Below are 23763 nucleotides of genomic sequence, written 5' to 3' on the forward strand. Positions count from 1 at the left end.
TTTTCTTCAAAATTATTCAGCATTTATGCAATTTTTGTTATACTCTTATAATCAAAAACGAGGAGTTTTTCTATGCATTTTATTAAAAAATCATTTGCAATTGCATTATCTTTATTTGCCACATCTCTTTTTGCAGCAAACTATCCCTCAAGTCCGATAAGCAATATAGAAAACACAATTGTCTCTCAACATAGTGGTATCTATACAATTACTGGCTATTTTGCTCCATATAAATTTAGCAATGATGCAAAATCAAATTGGACTTATACAGCCGCTCCTGATGGCCCTACTTTCCAACTTCTTGGTGATACAAGCGAAGAAAACATTAAAAAATACGGAATTTTTGGATGGAAGCCTGTCAATGTAAAACCAAATCCACCAATGTTTTATATGATACATTATGGCAATGGAAAATTTGACTGGTTACTCTTTCAAAAAGATCAAAACAACAACTGCACCAACATTTATAAACTTGTGGGGCAAAACCCTAACACAAAAGCATTTAATTATGATATTGATGGTGATGGCAAAATTGACAAACTAAGCAACCTAGGATGTACAATATCTGGTAATAAAGTAAGATTCTATAAAATCAATAATTATGTTGATGCAAATGGAGCAAGCAGTTCGAGTAGTTCTAGCTATGCAAATAATGAACAGCTCTCATTCCCAGCGTATGCCAAAAAAGCTGAACCTACACAAGAAAATGCCCAAAAAGTCGCAGCTATTATAGCAATGAATCCAGATGATACTCTCAACTTTTTTGCACTCAATAGTGTTGCAGATGATGAGATATCAAACATGAAAATGCTCAAACAATCAAATACAATTCTTACAAAAAGTATTATCAAATATACAATTATGAATCAAATACTTAACGAAGTAGTAAATGAGACTGAGCAGTGTGAAGAGGGGGGAACTGTATCATATAATGGTGTTGGTTCTGAAGCGAGTGGAGGAGACGTCACCATTGCGTACAATAATTGCCAAGAATATGGTGTAACTCTCAATGGAAAGATACATGCTGAGATTAAAGACCTTGATCCAAATGCACAAGAGTTCAAAACTACAAATATTTCATTCTTGTCAGACTTTTCTATAAGAACACAACATCCAACTATCACTATTACATATAAAGCTGGCAGCTATATCAACACAAGAATAAACAGTTTTGATGCATACTATATACCAAACGATATGACTATTACCACCTCATATATAGCGAGTCTCAACAGTCAAAAATTTGGTCTTCAAAACTGCATTATGAATCTAAAATATCTTAACTATTCTGGAAACCTAGATTTTTCAATGTTGCAAGGGAGAATATATGTAGATACAGATCTCTCAAAATATGTGGACCTTGATACACGTTTCCATCCTCCTGTCCATTTTGTATATGAAAACGGTATACTCACTAGTGGTGAAGGGCATTTTCTCATGAACAACAAAAAACTCACAATAAAAGCCACTGGTGATGGTGGCTATACAACATTAATTGAATAAATTATCTCTTTTCCCTCTTTTTCCGGCAGTTCTAGCTGCTGGTAATCTCACCTTTGGTCTACATTTTGATCATGAAATCTCATACTATTTCGTTGAAGATAAACAAAGACACCTTAAATCTAAACTTGAATTTCCAAAAAATGTAACAAGTCTAGCGATACGATATGATCAAACTATACAAAATTTTTCTTACTCTTTTGGTACTAATATTGTATTAGATTCAAAAACACAAAAAGGCAAAGACTTTGATTGGCAAGATAACAGACTCGCTGTATTTTCAAGTTCCTTCAATAAAATCACAAAATATCGTCATTACCACTTTGATCTTGCATACAAAGTCAATAATCATGCAGCACTGTTTGGAAGAGTAAAATATAAAAAAATATTACAAGAGTGGCACAATACCACTCAAACGAACTATTTTAAAAACAGTTTTATAAAAGTTGATGGAAAGAGTCTTGCATTTGAAGAAAAGCGATATCAATATCACTTAGGAGTCAAATACCATGAAAATGTAGCAAACAATATAACTTTCTCTCTCACTCCCTCTCTTGTATTTGCCCAGGTCAAAACAAAAGATTACCACATTTTGAGAAATTTTTACGTAACGCAGCACCCAAAATGTTTTGGTTATAGCTTACAGGGAGGATTACAATATCGCATAACAAAAAAATCTGCTATGCTACTTTTTACTTCATATACTTATATGCAAGATAAAAATACTCCTATGCACTACTTTTCCGATTTTTCGAAGAAGCTGTTTTTGCGCCTCCCCTCCTCTTACACCAATAAATCCCTCAATTTTGGATTTTCCTATTCAATTTCTTTCTAGCTACTTATACGCTGCGCTCTTTTGCAATAGAAAGTGGCTGAGTACCTCTTGATTTGGCCACGACTCCATACCCCACTCTTTGAGATCTTTTTGCAACTCATCCAGACTCTTATCCTGATGGCAAGCATAGCATGCATTGGTCTTGGGTGGCATATGAAAGAGCTTCGTTTCTGCAGGAGGAACAAAACGAAACATATGGCTACGCACTGTCAAAGGCGATTTGCCCGTATGGCGTCCCGTTTTTGGCATGTGACACTCAATACAGAGTGATCCTTTTGAGTCAACTTTATGATGGGTGTGAGCTTCGAGGCTCTTTTGATGTGGGCCTATAATGCTTCCAAAACTGTGACACTTCATACAAGCTGCATTGCCCTCCGGCTTTTGGGCAACATTCGTAAGCCTATGTGGATTGTGGCAATTGATGCATGTTATGCCGTGTTGATACATAGCATCTCTTACATACTCATTTCCTTGTGTTCTATTTTTCTTAGCCTGTCCTGTTGGCCAAAACTCTTTGGTCTCATGCCCATAGATAAATGGTGCTACAAGTTTATACTTTATGAGAGGACGGCCAGGCTCATAGCCAAAAGGATAATCCTTTGCCTCCATCCACAGCTCTTTGATATCCATCTTTTCAAGTCTCTTGTCTCTATTGCGCATATGGCACTGCAAACAGACTTCTGTCGCTCTGATAGGATCGTAGCTTGTTGCTTTGTAGATAGGATTGGCCTTTGGGTCTTTGCTATGTGAACTTCCAGGACCATGGCAACTCTCACACGCAATTGCAGGCTCAACCCGCTTCTCTCTACTCATATATCCGGTAAAGTGGCATCCATCACAGGTATTTGATGTAGGAAACTGCTTATTATCATGGGGATATGCATCATGATACCAGTATTTATATGGCTTGAAATGCTGCCATTTTTTGGTTTGGGTATTCCACTGATAGTTTCCCAGGCGAAAATCTGGCTTGCCATTGATAGTAGCTGGTATCATATAGCGCTGCTTAAACTTACTTCCGATTGTGTATTTGATATCACTAAGATTGAAATCTGCATCTGCCGGCAGCTTGCTAAAATCTGCAACTATTACTTTTGGGTTCTTCTTAGCATCTTGAATCATTTTACTATGCATTGAGTGTATCCAGTCATTATACTGCTCTTTGTGGCACTCTCTACATTTACCAGAACCTACATATTCTGCCCCTTTTTGCGCAGCTGGTTGCAAGTCTGCCTCTAATCCGATATGTGGTTTTGTAAGCTGTACATAATAGGATGCAATTTTTGGCTTGAGCATTTGCCAACCTAAGAATATAACTATGATAACAACAACGAGACTAAGGAGTACCTTCTTCACTTATATCCTTTTTTCTTTAGTCTCACACATTTTTGCTAAATTTTTCATAACTTCTTTGCAAAAAATGTCACTATCATCACTTTTGTTGTAGAGTCTGCAGTATATTCTTCTATATAATAGAACAATCTGTTCTATTTCATTGATGGTAATATCACTCTTGCGCGAATTTTTATGGAGAATTTTTGCCAATTGCAAGGGATTCGTGATCATTACGACTTTTGATAGCAAGTGTATATCATATCTAGAGCCTCTTTACCTCCATATGCTAGAGGGACATCACTTTCATCTGGCTCTCTAGGATTTATGCGAATGAGTGTAGCGCCGAAGTCCTTAGCAATTTCCTCATCCATCATCCTCACCGTTGGCACTGCTTTGCCAGCTCCAATTTCCACGATAACCAATTTTCCATCAATGTGATGAAGAAATTGTGCAAAGCGTGATTCTTGCTCTCTTGCTCTTGTATCTACCCAGTTCCAATCCCCAAACATCAATATATTTGGCCGTGCTATTGCGCTACAGTTGATACATCGTGGGAGCGGCTCTAATGCCTTGAAATTCTCCTCATCGATCTCCACTTCCACACCATTTGCACTCCAAATTACTTCACTGCATGGCTGCGTACACTGCATGAAATGGATCGATCCATGTATTTCATAGATTTTATCTTCAGCAAAACCGGCTTTTTGAAACTGTCCATCTACATTGGAAGTAAAGACGAAATAATCCTTTTTATCTTGTGCAATTTTGAGAAGTTTTGCAAAACCTTCATGGGGTTGCGTTTTTCGATAAAGATTGAGTCTATGACCATAAAAAGCCCAGGCAAGGTGAGGATCATCTTCAAACCAGCGAGGATTTGCAAGCTCTTCAAATCGTAATCCCAACCTTTTTGCCGCGGGATATGCCCTCCAAAAACCCTCAGAGCCCCTAAAGTCTGGCAGACCACTATCAACACCCATTCCAGCCCCTGCACTGATAAGAAGGTAATCAGCTTCTTTGATGGCATTTGCTGCTTCTTGTATCATCTGCACACCTTTTGCTACTATAATAAAAAGGATACCATATGCAAAGAAAAGATGTTATTACAGCAATTATTATTTTTCTAGGACTCTCAGCTGCAGTAATGATAGGTAAATGGATTGCCTATAAGAGTGCAGGGGTGACACCCCATGAAGTGTACAAAAAGCTTAACCAAACTTCCCAGTAATGTACTCTTCTGAGAGTTTAGCTTTTGGATTGATAAAAAACTCTTCTGTAATACCTAATTCGATTAGTTCACCCATATACATAAATGCTGTATAGTCGCTCACTCTTGCGGCTTGCTGCATATTGTGTGTCACAATAACTATAGTCATCTGCTCTTTGAGCTCAATGACAAGTTCTTCAATTGCTTGGGTACTAATAGGGTCAAGTGCACTTGTTGGCTCATCAAAAAGTAAGACTTTTGGTTTCACAGCAACTGCACGGGCGATACAAAGACGCTGCTGCTGCCCGCCTGAGAGTGCATTTGCATCATCTTTGAGACGGTCTTTCACCTCATTCCAAAGTGCTGCACCCTTTAGCGCCTCTTCAACTCTATCCTTGAGTTCCGTTTTGTTTTTAATCCCTTGAAGTCGCAGTCCATATGCAACATTATCGAAAATACTCATAGGAAAAGGGGTTGGTTTTTGAAATATCATTCCAATTTTGACACGAAGCGCTATAAGGTCGATCTTTTTATCAAGAATATTGCGCCCCTCAAAGATTATCTCTCCCTCATAGCGATTTCCTGGATAGAGATCATGAATACGGTTGAGACTTCTAAGGAGTGTCGACTTCCCACAACCACTTGGACCTATCATAGCTGTAACTCTGTTTTTGGCTATTGGGAGGTTGATATTTTTAAGTGCTGGCTTATCGCTTCCATTGTAGTAGAAGCTAAAATTTTTGATATCAATTTCACGCGGTTCTTTGACTTCACACAGTATTGCCATCTATTTCACCTTCTTTCTAATGATCAATCGTCCTACTATATTTACAAAGAGCACAAAAGCACCTAATATAAACGCAGCTGCCCAACCAAGATCGATCCAGTCTTCATACGGACTTGTAGCAAAATTGAACATTGTCACAGTGAGTGAACTCATTGCCTCATTGAGATTGGTTGTAAAGAAGTTATTGTTAAAAGATGTAAAGAGTAGTGGTGCAGTCTCACCGGCAATACGGGCAACAGAAAGCAAAATACCAGTAATCATCCCTACCTTTGCTCCACGGTAAACTACCTGCATGATAACTTTGTATTTTGGAGCGCCCAAGGCATAAGCTGCTTCTCGAAGCTGGCGTGAAACGAGAGAGAGCATATCATCAGTAGTGCGCAGTACTATTGGTATCATCATTATCGCTAATGCCACAGCACCTGCCCATCCATTGAAATGTCCCACAGGCTCAACTAAAATTGCATAGACAAACGCACCTATGACAATTGATGGTGCACTCATCATGATGTCACTGATATCACGTAAAAAGTTTGAAAATTTGGAGTTACCACCATATTCACTCAAGAATGTACCAGCTAAAATTCCCAAAGGAATACCTATAAGAGAGGCTACACTCACGAGAATGAGTTGTCCTACCAACGCATTACGCAACCCTCCATGCATTCCCGGAGGTGCTGTATCTTTGACAAAAATATCCCAGCTCATAGCACTCATACCCTTGCTCACAAGGGTCCAAAGAATCCAAAACAAAAAAAGAAGTCCCAAAAGAGCTGCAAGTGTTGAGAGAACCATAATTATAATATTGATGATCTTTCTTTGTCTCATTTAGCAGCCCTTACTTTTCTAAGAAAATAGAATTTTGCCAAAGCTATGACCACAAAACTAATGACAAATAAAATGAGGGCTAAATAGAAGAGACTTGAGTAGTAGAGATCACTATCAGCTTCTGTGAATTCATTGGCCAGTGTCACTGGAATACTTGTAGCTGGATCTGTAAGGTGTTTTGGAATCTTGTGGGCATTTCCCATAACAAATGTTACTGCCATTGTCTCACCTATAGCTCGTCCCAATGCAAGGATAATAGATCCAATAATCCCAGCTTTTGCAAAAGGAATGACAACATCTTTGACCACATCCCATTTAGTCGCACCTAATGCATAGGCAGACTCTTTGAGAACATCAGGGGTGGTATTCATACTGTCTCTTGTAATGGCAGCCATAAAGGGTAAGATCATGATAGCTAACACAAATCCAGCAGTCAAAAGTCCTAGCCCATTACCCCCAAACCAATCACGCACATAGGGAGCAAAGAAAAAGAGCCCCCACATTCCATAAATGATTGAAGGGATGGCTGCAAGTAGTTCGATCGCTGTACCAATAGGACCTTTTAGAATATTTGGAGAGATTTCAGTCAAAAATATTGCTACACCTATTGCAATAGGTGTAGCCAAAAGCATAGCAATTGCTGTAGACATTATAGAGCCATAAATTGCAGGAAGCCCTCCAAAGATATCCATATTTGGAGCCCATTTTGTATTGACTAAAAACTTCAAACCAAAAGCTTGAATCGCAGGAAGGGCTTCTTTGAAGAGGATTGCAAAGATTGCTATGAGGGCTATGAGTATTGATATGGCAGATATGAGCGCAAGATTTTTAAACAGCCAATCAAGAGCTTTACTCATGAAGATTTCTCCATTATTTTATTACGTGATTATACAAGAAAATGCTTGCATTTTGATTACAAATGAGGATCAGATTTTGGAGTAGGCAAGGGATCAAAAGAGTAAGAATGAAACTTGCCTACCACAAAATCGGTAAGAGGTTTCCTCTTACCATTTAACCTCTGCAGTGAGAAGATATTCCATCTTATCGTTATTTACATCAGGTTGATTGTCTGTATACTTATCAACATTTGCAATAAACTTTACGTTTTTGTTGTAAGTGTATGCAACACCGGCGATGAGGTTTTTCTTCGTATAGTCAAGGTTGCTAGTAGGAGTAACCTTCCAGTGATCATAACGGGCCAATATGCTCCATTTTGGTACTGGTCTAAGCTCTCCATTAACACTCCATCCCTTTCCATCGTGAGGACCGCCATCATTGTCATCTTTCATCCAGTGACCAGCAATGAGAAACATTGGATTATTGTATGCAGCATGGAATCCGGTCATAGTATCTTTACCATAACCGTTATCTGTTCCGGTGAGATATCTTCCATAAAATGAGAAATTGAGCCACTCATCACTTGTAGCATGAACGTGTTTGCGGCCAGTACCAAATGCTTCATAAGTAAATCTCCAATCGATACTTTGACCTGTTCCTCTTTTGATACTATGGTAACCTCCATTATTAACTAAAGCAATTTGACTAGTGAAATAGTTAGTTTTAGTAACAAAATTTGCACCTAGAGAAGCAGAGTCAATAACGCGTGCAGCATTATGGGTTTCAACAAATGTCTCAGAAATAGATCTATAGAGCCAGCCATGGTGTTCTTCATAATCGATCCAAGCTCTATGCACCTGACCAAATTCTACACCAGTATATGGCAAAATATTATCAAGATATATATATGCATATTTGAGCCTTGTTATCCAGTCGCCATTATTGAGCTGACGGGTATCAAGAGTCAGTCTTACATAGTCATGTTTATCCCAGAACGCTTGTACTTGGAAGTAATTTCTCCTTGTCTCAAAAGCACTTCTATCATCTCTTGCTTCATCATCATAGTCTGTATAATGGTATCCAAGATAGTGTAAGCCATTGATTTTGAGTTTTGGGACTTTACTAAAAACAGTTGTAGCCTTAATCTCTTTTTTCATATTTTCTTGAATCTCTTGCGTGGTCTTATAGACTTCATCTTTTGAAATAAATTCACCCAAAGAGACTCTATTTGGACCCGGTTTAGTATAAATTGCGCCAGTATCTTTATCCTGATAAAGAGTGATAGTGCCAGCCACTGCAGATGTTGCTACAAGTGCAGCTAAACTCAATGCAATTTTTTTCATTGCAACCCTTTTTGATAATTGAAGATTATTGCCGCAAGGGATTTGATATCCCTTGCATTTTTGAGATGGTTATTTGCTCTTTGGAGCGATTCCGTGTATTTTCCAATATTCGCGGATCATATCTTTTGTAGTTGCAGGAAGTGGAATATAGCCTAGTTTTTTTGCTGCAGCATCTCCATTTTTGAATGCCCAGTCAAAAAAGGCTGTAATTTCTTTATCTTTTTCTTGCTTTTCACGTGGGAGAAGAATAAAAGTTCCTGCTACAATCGGATAACTATTATCTCCTGGTTGCAATGCCAATACTTGATAGAAGTGGTTTTTGGGGCTCCATTTTGCATGTGCAGCTGCTGCTTTGAAGTTCTCTTCTACAGGTTTTACCCATTTGCCACTCTTTGTCTGAATAGTTGCAGCAGTGAAGTTATTTTGAAGCTTGTATGCATACTCGACATATCCAATGCTGTAAGGAGTCTGCTTGAGGATATTGCTCACTCCCTCATTTCCTTTACCGCCAATGCCCACTGGCCAATCCACTGCTTTTCCTACTCCTACATTGTTTGCCCACTCATCACTTACTGCACTGAGAAAATATGTGAAATTAAAAGTAGTACCACTACCATCGCTTCTATGAACTACTACGATTTTTTTGTGGGGGAGTTTAAGGCCTGGATTATCTTCAGCGATAGCTTTATCATCCCAAAATTTGATCTTGCCAAGATAGATATTTGCTATATCTTTGTTTTCAAGTTTGAGCTCCATATCGCCAATGCCTGGAAGATTGTATGCTACAACGATGCTTCCGATAACTGCAGGAAATTGATAGAGTCTTTTTTTGTCCAATTTTCTTGGCTTGAGAGGCTTGTCACTTGCACCAAAATCTACAATTCTTGCACTTACTTGTTTGATTCCGCCACCACTACCAATTGACTGATAGTTGATCTCTACACCTGTAGCTTTGTGGTAATCATATGCCCATTGATAGTATAAAGGTGCAGGGAATGTTGCACCAGCACCACTAATTTTTGTAGCATTTGCACCACTCACAAGCACCATTGCTGCTACTGATGTGAAAGCAATCTTCTTAAGCATTCAGTCTCCTTTTGAATTGTTTTATTGAAATATTAAAACAATTAGATTACAAATTGGTTACAATTATGCAATCAATTTGTAATCGTTTTTGATTATAATGCATAAAAATTGTCAAATATACTCGAAGGATAAAGCATGCTCAAAAGTTATGAGGAAAAACTTAACGCCATCCAAAATATGGTAAAAGATGCTTCACAAAAAGTTGTCAATGCGCACAAGATTGCCCTTGATTCTTTTACCAATAAAGATATAGATGAGTTCCGATCTGTGCTAGATCTTGTCAAATCACTCGATGATGAGGCAAGAGCAATAGACAATGAAATTGTAAAAGTCATAGCACTCTATGGACCTGAAGCAAGTCAGCTGCGAGAACTCATCGCATATATTAAACTTACGAATGAAATTGTACGTATTGGTGATTATGCAAAGACATACGCGAAAAACATCTCTCGCCATATCCAAAATGAGATAGAGTTTAGTGCTCTTGATGATTATATAATTCAGCTTCATGAAACGGCGATTGAGGCGTTGGAGTATGCTCTGAGTATGTTAGATGCAAATGTTGAAGAAGTAGATGACCTCTATCATAAAGCACTCGTTGAAGAGAGTAAAACAGATGAGATTTTCAAACTCTTTGAAAAAGAGCTCCTAGCCGATCTGTGTAAAGAGCGTGAAAAGATCTCTGACTACCTCAATGTCTTATCTACTTGTCGCAAACTAGAAAGAACTGGAGATAGAGCTGTAGAGATTGCAAAACTGCTACTCTTTGCCAAAAAAGGTGGAAAATTAGAAAATTTCTAGAAGTGGTAGCTGGGGACGGACTTGAACCGTCGACCTCCGGCTTATGAGACCAGCGCTCTCACCAGCTGAGCTACCCAGCCAAAGCGAGTGAAATTATACTTCAAATCATCTTGCTTGTCAATATTTGTATCTTTTGATAGACTAATGCAATGAGACTCTTATGGCTTTTTCTCTTCACTTCGCTGCTCTTTGCACAGAGTACTATACATATCGATCAAAATTTTTCTACCAATATCACTCCCTCTACATACTATTTTCTCGATCAATTTGGAAAACTCACCGAGTTCGATGTACGAAAAAATGATAAACTATTCAAAAAAATAGGCAAAAAGAAACTTATTCTTGGATACCATGATAGTGCCAATCTCTGGCTCAAGCTCAAAATCAAAAACGATACAAACCAAACACTTCAAAAAGTTCTTGAATATGACTATCCTATTCAAGAAAAAATTTGGTTCTATGCAGATGGCAGGACATTTTTGGGAGGATATCTTTTTAAACCATCTGTATCGCGCTATATCACACATCCTCTCTTTTTGACCTTCAAACCGTATGAGACCAAAGAGATACTCATCAAGGCAAGAGATGAAAATGTAGGGCTCATAGCAAAACTCAATCTTCTTAACTTCCAAGATTTTCTCGACAAAAATGAAAAAGCAAAAGTAATAAATATGCTCTTTTTTGGAAGCATTTTCTCGCTCCTTCTTTACAATCTTTTTTTGCTCTTTCTCACACGCAATATCAGCTATCTATTTTATATAGGTATGATGGGAAGCTTTTTTGTCTTAGAACTGTTTGAGGGGGGCTTTTTCTCTATATATACTCCTTGGGTCTACTTTTCACAAAATGTTATCTATACGCTCCTGTTGCTTATGGCCCTCTCGATCATAATGTTTACACTCTATTTTCTTGAGATACCAAAAAATTTTCCCAAAATCTATAGATTTATTCAATTTTTAGCTGTTGTATTAATAATTGTTTATATCTTAAACATCACACAAATCCTGCCGACTATCTTTCAACGACTCCTCTATATGTCTCTCTTTTTAGTAATCATTATACTTGGAATATATGCTTATAAGAGGGGTGTAACCCAGGCTAAATACTACCTTGCTGGATGGATGTTGCTCTTTTTCAATACTGTTCTTTTAGGACTCAACCAGGCAGGAATTGTGGCTTGGATAGACTATTTTCCTTATATTGGCAAAATTGCGATCTTTGCTGAAGCGATACTTTTTTCTATGGCTCTCTCAGCTCTTATCAATACCTACAAAGAGGAAAAAGAGCGTGCTGTACAAGCACTCCTTGAGCAGACTGAAAACTACGCCAAAAGAATGGAAGAGTATGCTGATAAAAAAACGAGACAGCTTCATAAAAGTGTCAAAGAAAAGGAGACACTGCTAAAAGAGTTGCACCATAGAGTCAAAAACAATCTCCAAATCATCATATCGCTCTTGCGTCTCCAAAGTGATACAGTAGATGATACAAGAGCAAAGCAGGTACTTTCTGAAGCAGAAAATCGCATTAAGGCTCTGAGCACTATCCATGAAATGCTCTACAAAAATAGATCTTTTCAGTATATAGATATAGCAAGCTATTTTGATTTCTTAACACAAGAGATAGTTGAATCTCTCTCTCATGACAAGAAAATTACTTACTCTATCCAGAGTAATACAGCTCTCTCAATGGAAAAAGCGATATATTGCGGTCTTATTCTCAATGAGCTTGTAACAAATGCAATCAAGTATGCTTTTGAAGATGAGGGTCATATTACAATAAAGTTTATCAAAGAGGGTGAGTGCTATAACTTTGTAGTTGCAGATAATGGAAAAGGTATAGATAGTAAAACAGCAAAAAAATCTCTTGGATTAGAACTCGTGGAGACACTAATAAAAAATCAATTAAAAGGGGAGATTCATATAGATTCCAAAAATGGAACCAAATTTAGTTTAATTTTCTGTGAATCTCCCCCTTCCCCGAAAATAGCAACGAAGCAATAAAATTATACTTTTTAAGTGTTGCAAAAGTGTTGCAATCTCGAAATTAGTCCAAAATCACTCCAATTCCTGTAATTGTACGTATACATTCTTTGGAAATCTTTTGTCTTAACCTATGAATAAGACTTCGTCTCGTCGATTCACTTATCGGCTCATCAGGCCAAAGAGTATATTCAATAGTTGGAAACTGTACCACTCTTCCTCTATTTTTGAGCAAAAGATCTAGCAAGCTCTTCTCTTTCCCTGTGAGAATAATCTCTTTGTTATCACGAATAATCATGTTTTTTCGAGGATCATACAAAATATTTCCACAAATATTGATAACCTCTTGCTCCCCTTTCTTATGCTTTGTGGCCATCTTGACTGCTGCATAGAGTTCGGCTCTGCGAAAGGGTTTGATCAAATAGGCGTGGGGCTCACACTCTAGCGCTCCACTCATACTCTTCTCATCTGAGTAAGCAGTCAAGAATATCACAGGGATACCAAGCTCTTTAAACTCTTTGCACCCTTCTATCCCGCTTTTAGGACCAGCGAGATAGATATCGAGCAAGACTACATCAGGACTACATTTTTTTGCTATCTCTATAGCCTCTTCTACACTATCACTTATATAGCAGCTCTCTATTCCATATTGTCGCAGCGTAGATTTGATTTCTAATGCAACAAGACTCTCATCTTCAACTATTAAAACTTTTTTCATTTTAAAATAGATTGTTTAGCAAACCTTTCGCACCTGCTGGAATTTTTGACTTCACTTTATCTCCAAGCCTCTTATTTAGTTCTTTCTTCACGCGACCTTTAATTAACTCTTTTGCATCGAGGCTAATTTTTGGATTTTGAATATTCCCATGGATTTTAACAAAAACTGGCCTTTTTTGAATCTCAATGCGGAGTTTCGCATCGACAATCTTTTTATCCAGATCCACCAAAGCCCTCTTTGCACTTATGTGAGTGAGCCTACTCTCCATATCAAGATCAGAGAGAATTCTCTTTTTATTGATAGTACTATCGATGGTAGTAAGTTTATACACTTCGCGTGTGATATCAAAATTTGCCATTTGCGAGAGCAAAAAACTCATCTTGTTTGGCAAAATATGTCCATCATGTGCTTGTGCATGGAGTGATCCTTGCTGTGTGAGAATATTATAGTCTAGCTGAGCATCAACACGTGAATCAAAAATTTTAGGGTAATAAAGCATATGGGTCAAAGCCACTGTTTGTATTTTTGCTATATTTGCAGTAAGTTTATTGTTGAGAAGCTTGATATGCACATCACCACCTAGTGTTTTACTATGCGCTGCAACATAGAGATTTTTATCTTTTTTGATTTTACCTGTAATGGTGATCTTGCCTCGCATCTTTTGATGCGTAAGAAAGTAGAGTTTACCAAGATCTGGTACATAGAGTGTATATGGTGCCTCTAAAGTTCCTGTTTTAATATTAAAAAGTGCACTATTTGTTGCAATATTGGCTACATTTGTAGTGACTCTAGCTTTGCTTTTAATGCGATTATTTGCAAGATTGCTGTGCTGCATAGCTTTAAAAGTAATCGCAACATTCTCCAGGCCAAACTGCTCTTTGAGCACTTTGGGATCTGTTTTTCCCTGGGTTATAGTCGAATCAATTTTTCCATGGAGTTTTTCAAAATTATCGATAACGATCTTTGTATCGATTTTGGCATCTGCAATATGTGGCTGATAGAGCATATACAAAATCTTAGCAAGATCTGCATGGGCGACGTTTGCTTTGAGGAGTTTTGGCTCAAAATCTTTAAGTGTTAGATTATACGTTGTAGCAGATCCTACTACTTTTGCTGTACCGTTTACAAGAAGTTTCTCTTTATTACCTGCTACATCACCTATTGTATAGAGTGATCCGCGAAGCTTTTGCCCAGTAATTGGCTCAATATCAGCCAAATTTTTCACATCTATAATATAGTGAATATTCATACTGCGTGCAAATGGATCAAACTCTCCTTGAGCTTTGATAATGCTGCTTTTTCCAAGTTTGAGTGTTACATGCATAGGAACTATCTGAAAATCTGTAAGAGTTGCTTTGACTGGCAGGCGTTTATTGAGCTCTTTTTCGATATATGGCTTAAGAATGCCATTTCCACTTTTTGTAAAAATCAACCAATAGCCTCCGCCAAGCACTACTACTATAATTGCTAAGAGTAACAACAGAAATTTTTTCATTATAAATCCTTTCTATCAAAAAATAATAAGCTTCTAGAATTAATTATACACTAAATGACTAATAGAACCATAAAATTATTTAATTTAGTCAGCTAGACTAAAATTTAATGATATGCATAGTTTATTTTAAGTTATATTTAAGTTTATTAAGTGTAAAATTTTGGCACTAGAAAACAGTGAGTGACAAATCACATAAAAGGAGGCAGCAATGAATTTCCAACCACTTGGAAACAGAGTTTTGGTAGAAAGAGTAGATGAACCTGAAAAAACACCATCTGGTATTATTATCCCAGACAATGCAAAAGAAAAACCGCTTGAGGGAAATGTTTTGGCAATCGGTCCAGAAGTAGAAGAAGAGGGTCACATTAAAGTAGGTGATAGAGTTGTTTTTGCAAAATACAGCGGAACTGAAATTACACTTGAAGGCAAAGAGTATCTCATTCTACAAACTGATGATATTCTTGGAATTTTGAAATAAGAAGGGGGTGAAAAATGGCAGCAAAAGAGATTCATTTTAGCGATATAGCAAGAGGAGAACTTTTCGAAGGTGTTAAAAAACTAGCAGACGCTGTAAAAGTTACTATGGGTCCAAGAGGACGCAATGTTTTGATCCAAAAATCTTTTGGAAGTCCAAGCATCACTAAAGATGGTGTAAGTGTTGCAAAAGAGATAGAACTACCAAACACTGTTGAAAATATGGGTGCACAACTTGTAAAAGAGGTTGCAAGCAAAACTGCTGATGAAGCAGGTGATGGAACAACAACTGCAACAGTACTTGCATACAATATTTTCAAAGAAGGACTTAGAAACATTACAGCCGGTGCAAACCCAATTGAAGTAAAACGTGGTATGGACAAAGCTGCTGAAGCAATTGTGGCTGAACTTAAAAAAATCGCAAAAGAGGTAAAAGATAAAAAAGAGATTGCTCAAGTTGCAACAATCTCTGCAAACAACGATCCAAAAATCGGTGAGCTAATCGCAGAAGCGATGGAAAAAGTTGGAAAAGATGGCGTAATTACAGTAGAAGAAGGTAAATCACTTCAAGATGAGCTTGAAGTCGTTGAGGGTATGCAATTTGATAGAGGATACCTCAGCCCATACTTTGTAACTGATACCGAAAAGATGGAAGCTGTGCTTGAAAATGCATATATCTTGCTCTATGATAAAAAAATCAGCAATATGAAAGATCTGCTTCCAATCCTTGAAAAAGTTGTACAAACTGGCAACAGACCACTTCTCATTGTAGCTGAAGATGTAGAGGGTGAAGCACTTGCAACACTTGTTGTAAACAAACTACGAGGAACACTCAATGTATGTGCTGTAAAAGCGCCTGGATTTGGTGATAGAAGAAAAGCAATGCTTCAAGATATTGCAATCTTAACTGGTGGTCAAGTAATCAGCGAAGAAGTTGGTAGAACTCTTGAGAGTGCAACACTAGAAGATCTTGGACAAGCTGATAGAATCGTAGTAGATAAAGAAAATACTACAATCGTTGGCGGAAAAGGCGACAAAGCAGCAGTTGAAGCAAGAATCAAAGAGATCAAAGCACAAATCGAGCAAACAACAAGCGAATATGACAAAGAAAAACTTCAAGAGCGACTTGCAAAACTTGCAGGTGGTGTAGCAGTTATCAAGGTCGGTGCTGCAACTGAAACAGAAATGAAAGAGAAAAAAGACCGCGTTGATGACGCATTGGCAGCTACTAAAGCAGCTGTTGAAGAAGGTATCGTTATCGGTGGTGGTACAGCACTTGTTCGAGCAGCGAACAAAGTCAATCTCGATCTATGCGGCGATGAGAAAATCGGTGCTGAAATCATTCTAAGAGCTATCAAAGCACCTCTCAAACAAATCGCTGAAAACGCAGGATTTGATCCAGGTGTTGTAGCAAACAATGTTGAAAATGCTGAAAATGAAAACACTGGTTTCAATGCTGCAACTGGTGAATATGTAGATATGTTTGAAGCTGGAATTGTAGACCCAGCAAAAGTTGAAAGAGTCGCATTGCAAAATGCAGTGTCAGTCGCTAGCTTGCTTCTAACAACAGAAGCGACTGTAAGCGAAATAAAAGAAGATAAACCAGCTGCTGCTCCTGCAATGCCAGATATGGGTGGAATGGGCGGAATGGGATTCTAATCCCTTCCCTCACCCAAACTTTTTGAGTATCTCATCTACCTTTGACCTCTTGATTTTTTGCACCATCACTACTTCATTTGTTTGCTTTTCTTCTTTGTACTCATCAAATATATAGAAGTTATTGTTGTAATTCTCTTTGATAGTATGATAGGTATTGTCTTTGCGTGGATCTCTCTCGATGAGATAGTGATCTTTACCAAGAATTACTTTGCGCAATAATATATCATCTACCTCTTCGATGAGAAACTCTATTTTTTCTTTTTCTATAATACCACCTTCTTGAAGTTTTTTGCGCAGTTTCAAAAGCATTTTGGGATAGTCACTAGCAACGAAATCCGCGCCTCTTTCATACATGGCAAGTGCTAGATCCTCTTCATTGACAGTCCAAACTCCCACTTTGAGATGAATATGGTGTGCAAATTTATTAGCTTTGGCTGTAGCTATACGGTAGTGGGGCAATACAAGAGCACATCCAAGCTGCTTGGCCTCGGGAATTTTCCCTGGAGGGTAGCTATAAACTAAACCTGTAGCAATTGTGCTATCAAGGCGCTTTACTTCGCTCATAACCTCTTCATAAAAGCTTATGATACACACATTTTGTTGCATCTGCTGCTCTTGCACAAGCTCTACTACCTTTTGGCAAATTTCAGGCTCTTTGATCTCCAAAAACATAGCGATTTTACCTCTTGCGACTTCAAGTGCTTCAACGAGAGTTGCTACAGGTTCGCTATCTTCGATAAGGATATTCTCTTTGATATATGAAAACTCTAGCTCTTTTGCCTCTTTTGCTATCCCTGCCACTCTATCAAAATCACTATCGTGTAAAAGTATCAACTCCCCATCTTTGGTGCTGCGAATATCCACTTCTACAATATCAGCTTTGATGCGAATAGCATGCTTGATGCCCTTGATTGTGTTTTCGGGAGCCTCCAATCCTCCACCCCTGTGGGCTATGACACCAAATGGCTTAGTATGCAGAGCCTTTTTAATCATTTGCGATCCTTTCTTGGAGAATTTTTAGCGCATCTTGCTGCTGTTTTGGAGTCAGTTTCCCAGTGTGGGCAAAGAGGACTTTGAGGTCTTTATCAAGAATGAGGATATTCATAGCATTATCTGCCATATGCCACTCTTTGACAAAATTTTTGTGAAAATCTTTGACATAGAGGGTACGGGGGAATTGCTGTTGCTTCTTTCGAAGGATTGAAGAGAGTACAAAGTTTGGTATCCATGTAGCTGCCATATTGATAACAACTACAGAGTTGAAACGCTCTTTGGGAAAGTGCAACTGTTTTACTTTTTCAAAAAACTGCGCATTTTGATCCTTTTTATCCGGATCTACATAGACAAAGAGAGTCACTTTACCTCTGAGGGTCTTGGTATCAAATGGCTTCTTTGTCCCCACACAGTAGCCTTGCTTACCTTGAAGGATCACATGCTGAGGCATTTGGCCTATTTCAATAGCATACAAAGAAGCTACCATGCAAACCAAAAAAAGAAACTTTTTCATCCAATCTCCTTATTTGAGTCTATACTCTATCGGTACTTCGATAACAACGCTTTTATGTGGTTTTGGAAACTCCTGTGCTGCACGCTTTATTGTACTCATTGCAGCTTTGTCTAATATTTTATACCCACTCGATTGTACCACATGCAAAGCCTCAATTTTGCCATTAGGTAAAAGAGTAAAGGCAACCTTGACAACTCCTTGGCGATGGAGCTTGCGTGCCATACGCGGATAGTAGCGATTATGCAGTATTGCTATGCGGATCTGATCGATGTAGCTGTGAAGATACTGCTTTGCATACGAAACTGTTTTATGAGGAGTTTGGGGATGCGGTGAAGTTTGAGCGTGTGGTAGAGTCTGGGTCTGTACAGTTTTCTCTTCTGGTTTAGGAGGAGCTTCGATGCTCTTTTGTTGCTTTACTTCTTTTGATTGAGCTACCCTTTTTGCAATGTTTCTCTTTCTTCTCGCTTTATGCACAATCCTTTTTTTCTTGTGCGCAACCTCTCTTTTAGCTTTTCTAATTACTCTTTTTGGTACCACTTTCTTTGGTTTTCGCAGAGGCTTTTTGATAATTTTCTTCTGAGGTTCTTTTGGCTGCTTTGGAGTTTGTACTTTTTTGACCTTTTTTGCAATTTTTGGCTGGATAAGCTTTATATCAGCTATATTGATAGCACGTTGTTGTTGCATATGAATTGGAAAGTGAATGGAAGAGAAGAGAAAGAAAAGGAAAGTATAGAGAAAGAGTGTAATAAAAAATGCCCGTTTCATTTGACCGTTTCGACAGCTATATTTTCAAATCCTTCCCTCTTGAGTAGATCGAGTACCTGGATGAAAGTGAGAAATTTGCTATTTTTGTCACTGCGAATAATCACATTACTCTTTTTATTTATCTGTTTGAATCTCTTGGCCAGCTCCTCAAGGGAAATCTTTTTACTATCAAGATAGATATTGCCATTTTTGTCGATAGAAATTGCAATTTTTTTCAGTGGAAGCTCTTTTGTAGAGCTAGCTTGGGGAAGATCCAAAGGGATCACACCTTTAGCGATAAATGTAGCTGTGGTAAGGACAATAACGAGTAAAACCAGCATAATATCAATAAATGGGATGACATTTATCTGATCGAATTTTTTAAGCTTCATGTACTATATCCCAACGAGCTAGCAATACTTCAGCTTTGCGTGTGAGATAGTTATACATCATAGTAGCAGGAATTGCTACTACTAATCCCATGGCTGTAGCTTTAAGTGCAAGAGCTAGACCAATCATGATCTGCTGGGTATTTGCGATGCCGTGCTGGCCCATAGTATAGAATGTAAGCATGATGCCCAGCACTGTTCCTAGCAGTCCGATATAGGGAGCCGATGAAGCGATTGTAGCAATGAGTGAGAGGTAGTTCGTCACAGCAATTTCAAGCTCCTCTTTTTTTGCATATCTATTTACATCTACACTACGATAAAAGAGAAGTCTTTCAATAAAAAACCATACACTCACAAAACTCATGAATCCTAAAAAACCTAAAATTCCATAATCAATAAACTCTTTTAAATGGTTCATCTTGCAACCTTTGCTAAATTTAGACAGATTTTAGTTCCATGTGATTTTTTTGACTCAATTCTCACCTCTATTCCCTCTTCGTCACAAAATCTCTTCACAATAGCCAAACCTATCCCATATCCTTTTTGATGGGGACTGCTACTATAATAGCGCTCAAAAATTGCACAAATCTCTTCCTCATTCATGCCAACACCACTATCAGCTATACAGAGTCTGCAATCTTGCAACGATATAGCAATCTGCTGTTTTGGTTCAGTAAATTTCACACCATTTGCAAGTATATTATCAATTACTTTTGCAAAACCATAGCGAGGCAGTTTTACCTCGCAACTATGTAAATCGAGTATAACATCTCTTTCTTTGAGTAAATCTTTAAAGAGTTCTAGCCTCTCTTGCACAAGCTCTTTAGCATCAAATATGACATACTCTTTTTTGATAGAGCCTTTGATAAAGTGCTCAAGATCTTTGTAAAGGCGCTGCAACTGCTTAGTAGCAAGCTTAATACGCTCGATCTTTTTGCTATCGCAGTTTTTGAGTAGCTGCAAATTTGCATCGATTGTAGCCACGGGAATATTGAGCTCATGAAGGGTATCACTTACAAAATCTTCTAGCTCCTTGTTGCGCTCTTCCAAAGAAGCTGCAGCAAAGTGCGCAAAAAAAAGCCCTAAAATAAAAGAGAGCCCCATACTTATACCAAGAGCTATCCACAGTGGAGCATGGATCGATTTGTATACAAAATATCCACAAAACAATGCAACTGCTTGCACTATTACAAAGAGGAGCGCAAATGCTATTTTGTCACTAGGCTTCAAGCCTGTATCCTACCCCACGAATATTACTGATTCTCTCTTTGCCAAAAATATTTTTGAGTCTGGCAATATAGACGCGCAAAGCCCCATCGCTTGGATCTGCATCACTCCAAAGCTCTTCAAAAATCTCTTCTTTACTCACAACTTTTCCCCTTCTTTGCCATAAAAGTTCCAGAAGTTTTGCCTCCTTGCTTTGAAGTATATAAGTTTCATCACCTTTTTGCAGTGTCAAAGATTCAAGGTCACATGTCACATCACCTATCTGAAATTTTTGACTTTTGCCAGCTCGGCGCATAACTGCCTCAATACGCAACAATAACTCTTCCAAATCCACAGGTTTTGTCAAAAAATCGTCTGCACCTTCCCTGAAGCTTTGTTTGAGTGCATCTTGTTTACTTGTAAGAAAAATTGTAGGTGTATTAATGTTATTTTTGCGAAAAGATTCTAAAATGGCTACACCATCTCCATCTGGAAGCTTAATATCAAGTAAAAAAAGGTCATACTCTCTTTGATAACTCTCCTGCATTGCAGCCTCAAATGAGCGCACCCAGACTACTTCATAACCGCTTTGAATCAAAAACTCTTCTATAGTCTCTCCAAAGAGTATATCATCCTCCACATACAAGATAGACCTATGCATCCACTCTCCAAGTCAACTCTTTGCCCGCAAACATCGGTACTACATCATTATAGCTTTGTGGAACTGTAAAAGGCTCTTTAATGAGCCGCACCTCTTTTTGCGGAGGAGTGATAGCGTAAATTTTTTGTGCATTATCACTCACAAATTTTTGTAAATTCTCAAGCACTCCTGCTGCTTCAAAAAGCTGTGCCAAAGCAGGCAGGGCAATTGGTGCCGTAAACACTCCGGCTGCACAGCCGGGAGCCTCCTTTTTGTCTCTTGGATGTGGAGCACTATCACTCCCAAACATCACCTTCTCATGTGCCATAAAAGCTACTTTGCGCAAAGCCATACGATCTTCTGGTCTCTTAGCTATTGGTTTACAGAATAGATGTGGCTGTAAAAGTCCTCCAGCTACATCATCAAGAGTAATATAGAGATGGTGGAGTGTGATAGTAGCATAGAGATTTTCATAACGCATCAATGCATCTACTGCATCTTTTGTAGTGATATGTTCCATGATAATCGTAAGATCTGGAAATCTTTTGGCAATGCGCTCATAAATAGGTATAAATTCGGCTTCTCTATCCATCACAAAGCCATTGGTCTCTCCGTGAACACATAGAGGAATGCCAAGCTCACTCATAGCTTCAAGTGTTGGTGCGAGTGCATCTACACTAAAATTATCTACGCCATCTTCACTATTTGTAGTAATTCCTGCAGGGTAGAGTTTAATAGCAAGGATATCATCTTTGACCTGCTCCAAAAACTCATAGTCATACTCTGGTCTAAAAAAGAGAGTCATATATGGCTTAAATACCTCATCATCGATTGCCTCTAGGATACGCTCTTTATATTCTTGCACCATCTGTTTGGTCGTAATCGGTGGAATGAGATTTGGCATTACAAGAGCACCAGCAAAACTAGCGGCACTTAAGGGAGCAACAGTTTTGAGCATCTGGTTATCACGCAGATGCAGATGCATATCAAGTGGAGATTGGAGCGTTAATTGCATGAGCTACCTTTTTGAGAAGTTCTATTGTTTTTTGTTGATAAAGTTTTGCAAGTTCTGGGCTTTTGGCTTCAAATCGTGTCACAAGTACAGGGGTAGTATTGGATGCTCTCACAAGTGCCCAACCCTCATCAAACATAATTCTTACACCATCTACATCTATAATATCCTGCATTTTAGGAAAATCTGTTGGCGGAGCTATAAGGGCTTCTTTAAGTTTCTCTATAATGGCAAACTTTGTCTCTTCGCTGGTATGGATCTTAATTTCTGGTGTATTATAGACCTTTGGAAGTGAGGCTACTTCTGCATCAAGATCAACTCCCCTATATACAAGCTCAAGTACTCTTAGCATTGCATATATTGCATCATCATATCCATAGTAGCGATCGTTAAAAAAGAGATGTCCGCTCACTTCTGCTGCGAAATCAGCACTGGTCTGAGCAATTTTGACTTTGAGATTGCTATGGCCTGTTTTATACATAATCGCTTTGCCAATTTTATTTATCTCATCATACATTACCTGTGAGCATTTTACTTCACCTATGACTGTTGGATTTTGCATTGTTTTCGCAAAAACAATCGCTAGTTCATCTCCTTTGAAATTGTGCTGCTGCGTTAGCACTGCAATACGGTCTGCATCCCCATCAAAAGCAAAGCCAAGAGATATATTTTTTTGTTTCATTATTTGCTCTAAATCTCGGAGATTTTCTTCCTCACTTGGGTCTGGATGGTGATTGGGAAATCTACCGTCTGGCTCACAATAGAGCCCCTCATACATAATACCAAGATTTTGCAAAATTGGTTCAACCACAATACCGGCTACACCATTACCACAATCGATAGCAATTTTTTGTCCAAAATTTTGTAAATGCGCAAAATTTTCCAGCATATATGCGATATAGCGCTCTTTCGCATTAATAGGATAAAAGTCTTCTCTGTCTGGGATAACAATATTACTGCCAAGTACTTCTTCACCTAGTGTATAAATATCACTTCCAAAAAAAGGTTTTTTATCTACTGTGATTTTGAAACCATTATATTCAGGTGGATTATGAGAACCCGTAATCATCACCGAAGCACTGGGCGTTACCTTTTGGTCATTTATCATAAATGTTTGATAATTGCTAAAATAGTTAACGCCTGTAGGCACCATTCCCATGCCAAGCACTCTCTTCCCTGCTGCATTGATACCACTGGTTAGCCACCCAAAAAGTGTCGGTGAATGAGCCCGTGCGTCATAGCCGACCGCAATATACTCTCCAGGTACCTTTTTAGCCAAAAAATACCCTATTTTTTTTGTCATTGCTTCATCAAGCTCTTTGGCAAAAATTCCTCGAATATCATATTCACGGAAAACAGTCTTAGCCATATCTTCCCTTCTATT

General features: G+C 38.3%; 25 protein-coding genes and 1 tRNA gene. 7 read left to right on the forward strand and 19 right to left on the reverse strand.

Annotated elements, in window-relative coordinates; all coding sequences use genetic code 11:
• Nucleotides 1-72 precede the first annotated feature (72 nt).
• Together JG734_RS07070 and JG734_RS07075 are read left to right on the forward strand one after the other, a co-directional pair.
• Entirely contained in the window at nt 73-1503 is a 1431-nt protein-coding gene (locus JG734_RS07070; protein WP_201332588.1) for a hypothetical protein, read from the forward strand.
• Nucleotides 1496-2335 (forward strand): hypothetical protein, encoded by an 840-nt coding sequence (locus JG734_RS07075; protein ID WP_201332589.1) that lies wholly within the window; start codon nt 1496-1498, stop codon nt 2333-2335. Before JG734_RS07070 ends, JG734_RS07075 begins: the two co-directional genes overlap by 8 nt.
• On the opposite strand, the gene JG734_RS07080 is transcribed toward JG734_RS07075, so the two are convergent.
• The gene (locus JG734_RS07080) at nt 2336-3691 is read right to left on the reverse strand and encodes a multiheme c-type cytochrome (RefSeq protein ID WP_201332590.1); all 1356 of its coding nucleotides are present in this window, start codon (nt 3689-3691) and stop codon (nt 2336-2338) included. It abuts the gene before it with no gap.
• A gap of 209 nt (nt 3692-3900) precedes the next feature.
• Nucleotides 3901-4713, reverse strand: coding sequence for a Sir2 family NAD-dependent protein deacetylase (locus JG734_RS07085; protein WP_201332591.1), 813 nt, complete (start codon nt 4711-4713; stop codon nt 3901-3903).
• Between the two features lie 38 nt (nt 4714-4751).
• On the opposite strand from JG734_RS07085, the gene JG734_RS07090 reads away from it, so the two are divergent.
• Nucleotides 4752-4895, forward strand: coding sequence for a hypothetical protein (locus JG734_RS07090; RefSeq protein ID WP_201332592.1), 144 nt, complete (start codon nt 4752-4754; stop codon nt 4893-4895).
• Here the strand turns inward: JG734_RS07090 and pstB are convergent.
• From pstB to pstS, 5 genes are all read right to left on the reverse strand, one after another.
• On the reverse strand, nt 4876-5661 hold the full coding sequence (pstB, locus tag JG734_RS07095; RefSeq protein WP_201332593.1) for a phosphate ABC transporter ATP-binding protein PstB: 786 nt from the start codon (nt 5659-5661) through the stop codon (nt 4876-4878). The two genes, JG734_RS07090 and pstB, sit on opposite strands and share 20 nt — an antisense overlap.
• On the reverse strand, nt 5662-6489 hold the full coding sequence (gene pstA / locus JG734_RS07100) for a phosphate ABC transporter permease PstA (protein WP_201332594.1): 828 nt from the start codon (nt 6487-6489) through the stop codon (nt 5662-5664). It abuts the gene before it with no gap.
• Complete coding sequence (gene pstC, locus JG734_RS07105) at nt 6486-7346, reverse strand: phosphate ABC transporter permease subunit PstC (protein WP_201332595.1); 861 nt, start codon at nt 7344-7346, stop codon at nt 6486-6488. Before pstC ends, pstA begins: the two co-directional genes overlap by 4 nt.
• Before the next feature lie 147 nt (nt 7347-7493).
• Complete coding sequence (locus JG734_RS07110; RefSeq protein ID WP_201332596.1) at nt 7494-8669, reverse strand: hypothetical protein; 1176 nt, start codon at nt 8667-8669, stop codon at nt 7494-7496.
• Between the two features lie 69 nt (nt 8670-8738).
• Entirely contained in the window at nt 8739-9755 is a 1017-nt protein-coding gene (gene pstS / locus JG734_RS07115) for a phosphate ABC transporter substrate-binding protein PstS (protein ID WP_201332597.1), read from the reverse strand.
• A gap of 135 nt (nt 9756-9890) precedes the next feature.
• Here pstS and JG734_RS07120 point away from each other — a divergent pair, with 135 nt between their 5' ends.
• A complete protein-coding gene (locus JG734_RS07120; protein ID WP_201332598.1) occupies nt 9891-10556 on the forward strand; it encodes a PhoU domain-containing protein in 666 nt (221 codons plus the stop codon).
• A gap of 3 nt (nt 10557-10559) precedes the next feature.
• Here JG734_RS07120 and JG734_RS07125 read toward each other — a convergent pair.
• Nucleotides 10560-10636, reverse strand: a tRNA-Met gene (locus JG734_RS07125).
• A 69-nt stretch (nt 10637-10705) separates the two neighbouring features.
• Here JG734_RS07125 and JG734_RS07130 point away from each other — a divergent pair.
• Complete coding sequence (locus JG734_RS07130; protein WP_201332599.1) at nt 10706-12556, forward strand: 7TM diverse intracellular signaling domain-containing protein; 1851 nt, start codon at nt 10706-10708, stop codon at nt 12554-12556.
• Nucleotides 12557-12599: 43 nt separating this feature from the next.
• Here the strand turns inward: JG734_RS07130 and JG734_RS07135 are convergent, their stop codons facing one another.
• The gene (locus JG734_RS07135; RefSeq protein WP_201332600.1) at nt 12600-13253 is read right to left on the reverse strand and encodes a response regulator transcription factor; all 654 of its coding nucleotides are present in this window, start codon (nt 13251-13253) and stop codon (nt 12600-12602) included.
• A gap of 1 nt (nt 13254) precedes the next feature.
• On the reverse strand, nt 13255-14748 hold the full coding sequence (locus tag JG734_RS07140; RefSeq protein ID WP_201332601.1) for a hypothetical protein: 1494 nt from the start codon (nt 14746-14748) through the stop codon (nt 13255-13257).
• Nucleotides 14749-14956: 208 nt separating this feature from the next.
• Here JG734_RS07140 and groES point away from each other — a divergent pair, with 208 nt between their 5' ends.
• On the forward strand, nt 14957-15226 hold the full coding sequence (gene groES, locus JG734_RS07145; RefSeq protein WP_201332602.1) for a co-chaperone GroES: 270 nt from the start codon (nt 14957-14959) through the stop codon (nt 15224-15226).
• Nucleotides 15227-15240: 14 nt separating this feature from the next.
• Nucleotides 15241-16881, forward strand: coding sequence for a chaperonin GroEL (groL, locus tag JG734_RS07150; RefSeq protein ID WP_201332603.1), 1641 nt, complete (start codon nt 15241-15243; stop codon nt 16879-16881).
• A 9-nt stretch (nt 16882-16890) separates the two neighbouring features.
• Here groL and JG734_RS07155 read toward each other — a convergent pair whose 3' ends face one another.
• Genes JG734_RS07155 through JG734_RS07195 form a run of 9 tightly spaced genes read right to left on the reverse strand, consistent with a single transcriptional unit; the run spans nt 16891 to nt 23748 of the window.
• Nucleotides 16891-17874 (reverse strand): glycerophosphodiester phosphodiesterase, encoded by a 984-nt coding sequence (locus tag JG734_RS07155; protein ID WP_201332604.1) that lies wholly within the window; start codon nt 17872-17874, stop codon nt 16891-16893.
• A complete protein-coding gene (locus JG734_RS07160; protein ID WP_201332605.1) occupies nt 17867-18388 on the reverse strand; it encodes a YtfJ family protein in 522 nt (173 codons plus the stop codon). Before JG734_RS07160 ends, JG734_RS07155 begins: the two co-directional genes overlap by 8 nt.
• A gap of 9 nt (nt 18389-18397) precedes the next feature.
• The gene (locus tag JG734_RS07165; RefSeq protein ID WP_201332606.1) at nt 18398-19153 is read right to left on the reverse strand and encodes an energy transducer TonB; all 756 of its coding nucleotides are present in this window, start codon (nt 19151-19153) and stop codon (nt 18398-18400) included.
• Nucleotides 19150-19524, reverse strand: coding sequence for a biopolymer transporter ExbD (locus tag JG734_RS07170; RefSeq protein ID WP_201332607.1), 375 nt, complete (start codon nt 19522-19524; stop codon nt 19150-19152). The genes JG734_RS07165 and JG734_RS07170 overlap by 4 nt, the downstream gene beginning before the upstream one ends.
• Complete coding sequence (exbB, locus tag JG734_RS07175; protein WP_201332608.1) at nt 19514-19939, reverse strand: TonB-system energizer ExbB; 426 nt, start codon at nt 19937-19939, stop codon at nt 19514-19516. The genes JG734_RS07170 and exbB overlap by 11 nt, the downstream gene beginning before the upstream one ends.
• Complete coding sequence (locus tag JG734_RS07180; protein WP_201332609.1) at nt 19936-20751, reverse strand: HAMP domain-containing sensor histidine kinase; 816 nt, start codon at nt 20749-20751, stop codon at nt 19936-19938. Before JG734_RS07180 ends, exbB begins: the two co-directional genes overlap by 4 nt.
• Nucleotides 20741-21388: a response regulator transcription factor gene (locus JG734_RS07185; protein WP_201332610.1), complete on the reverse strand. Its 648-nt coding sequence runs from the start codon at nt 21386-21388 to the stop codon at nt 20741-20743. The genes JG734_RS07180 and JG734_RS07185 overlap by 11 nt, the downstream gene beginning before the upstream one ends.
• Complete coding sequence (gene pyrC / locus JG734_RS07190; RefSeq protein WP_201332611.1) at nt 21381-22382, reverse strand: dihydroorotase; 1002 nt, start codon at nt 22380-22382, stop codon at nt 21381-21383. Before pyrC ends, JG734_RS07185 begins: the two co-directional genes overlap by 8 nt.
• Nucleotides 22354-23748, reverse strand: a complete 1395-nt coding sequence (locus JG734_RS07195) for a phosphomannomutase/phosphoglucomutase (RefSeq protein ID WP_201332612.1) — start codon at nt 23746-23748, stop codon at nt 22354-22356. Before JG734_RS07195 ends, pyrC begins: the two co-directional genes overlap by 29 nt.
• Between the last annotated feature and the right edge of the window lie 15 nt (nt 23749-23763).

Source organism: Nitratiruptor sp. YY09-18 (assembly GCF_016593235.1).
Lineage (GTDB): Bacteria > Campylobacterota > Campylobacteria > Campylobacterales > Nitratiruptoraceae > Nitratiruptor.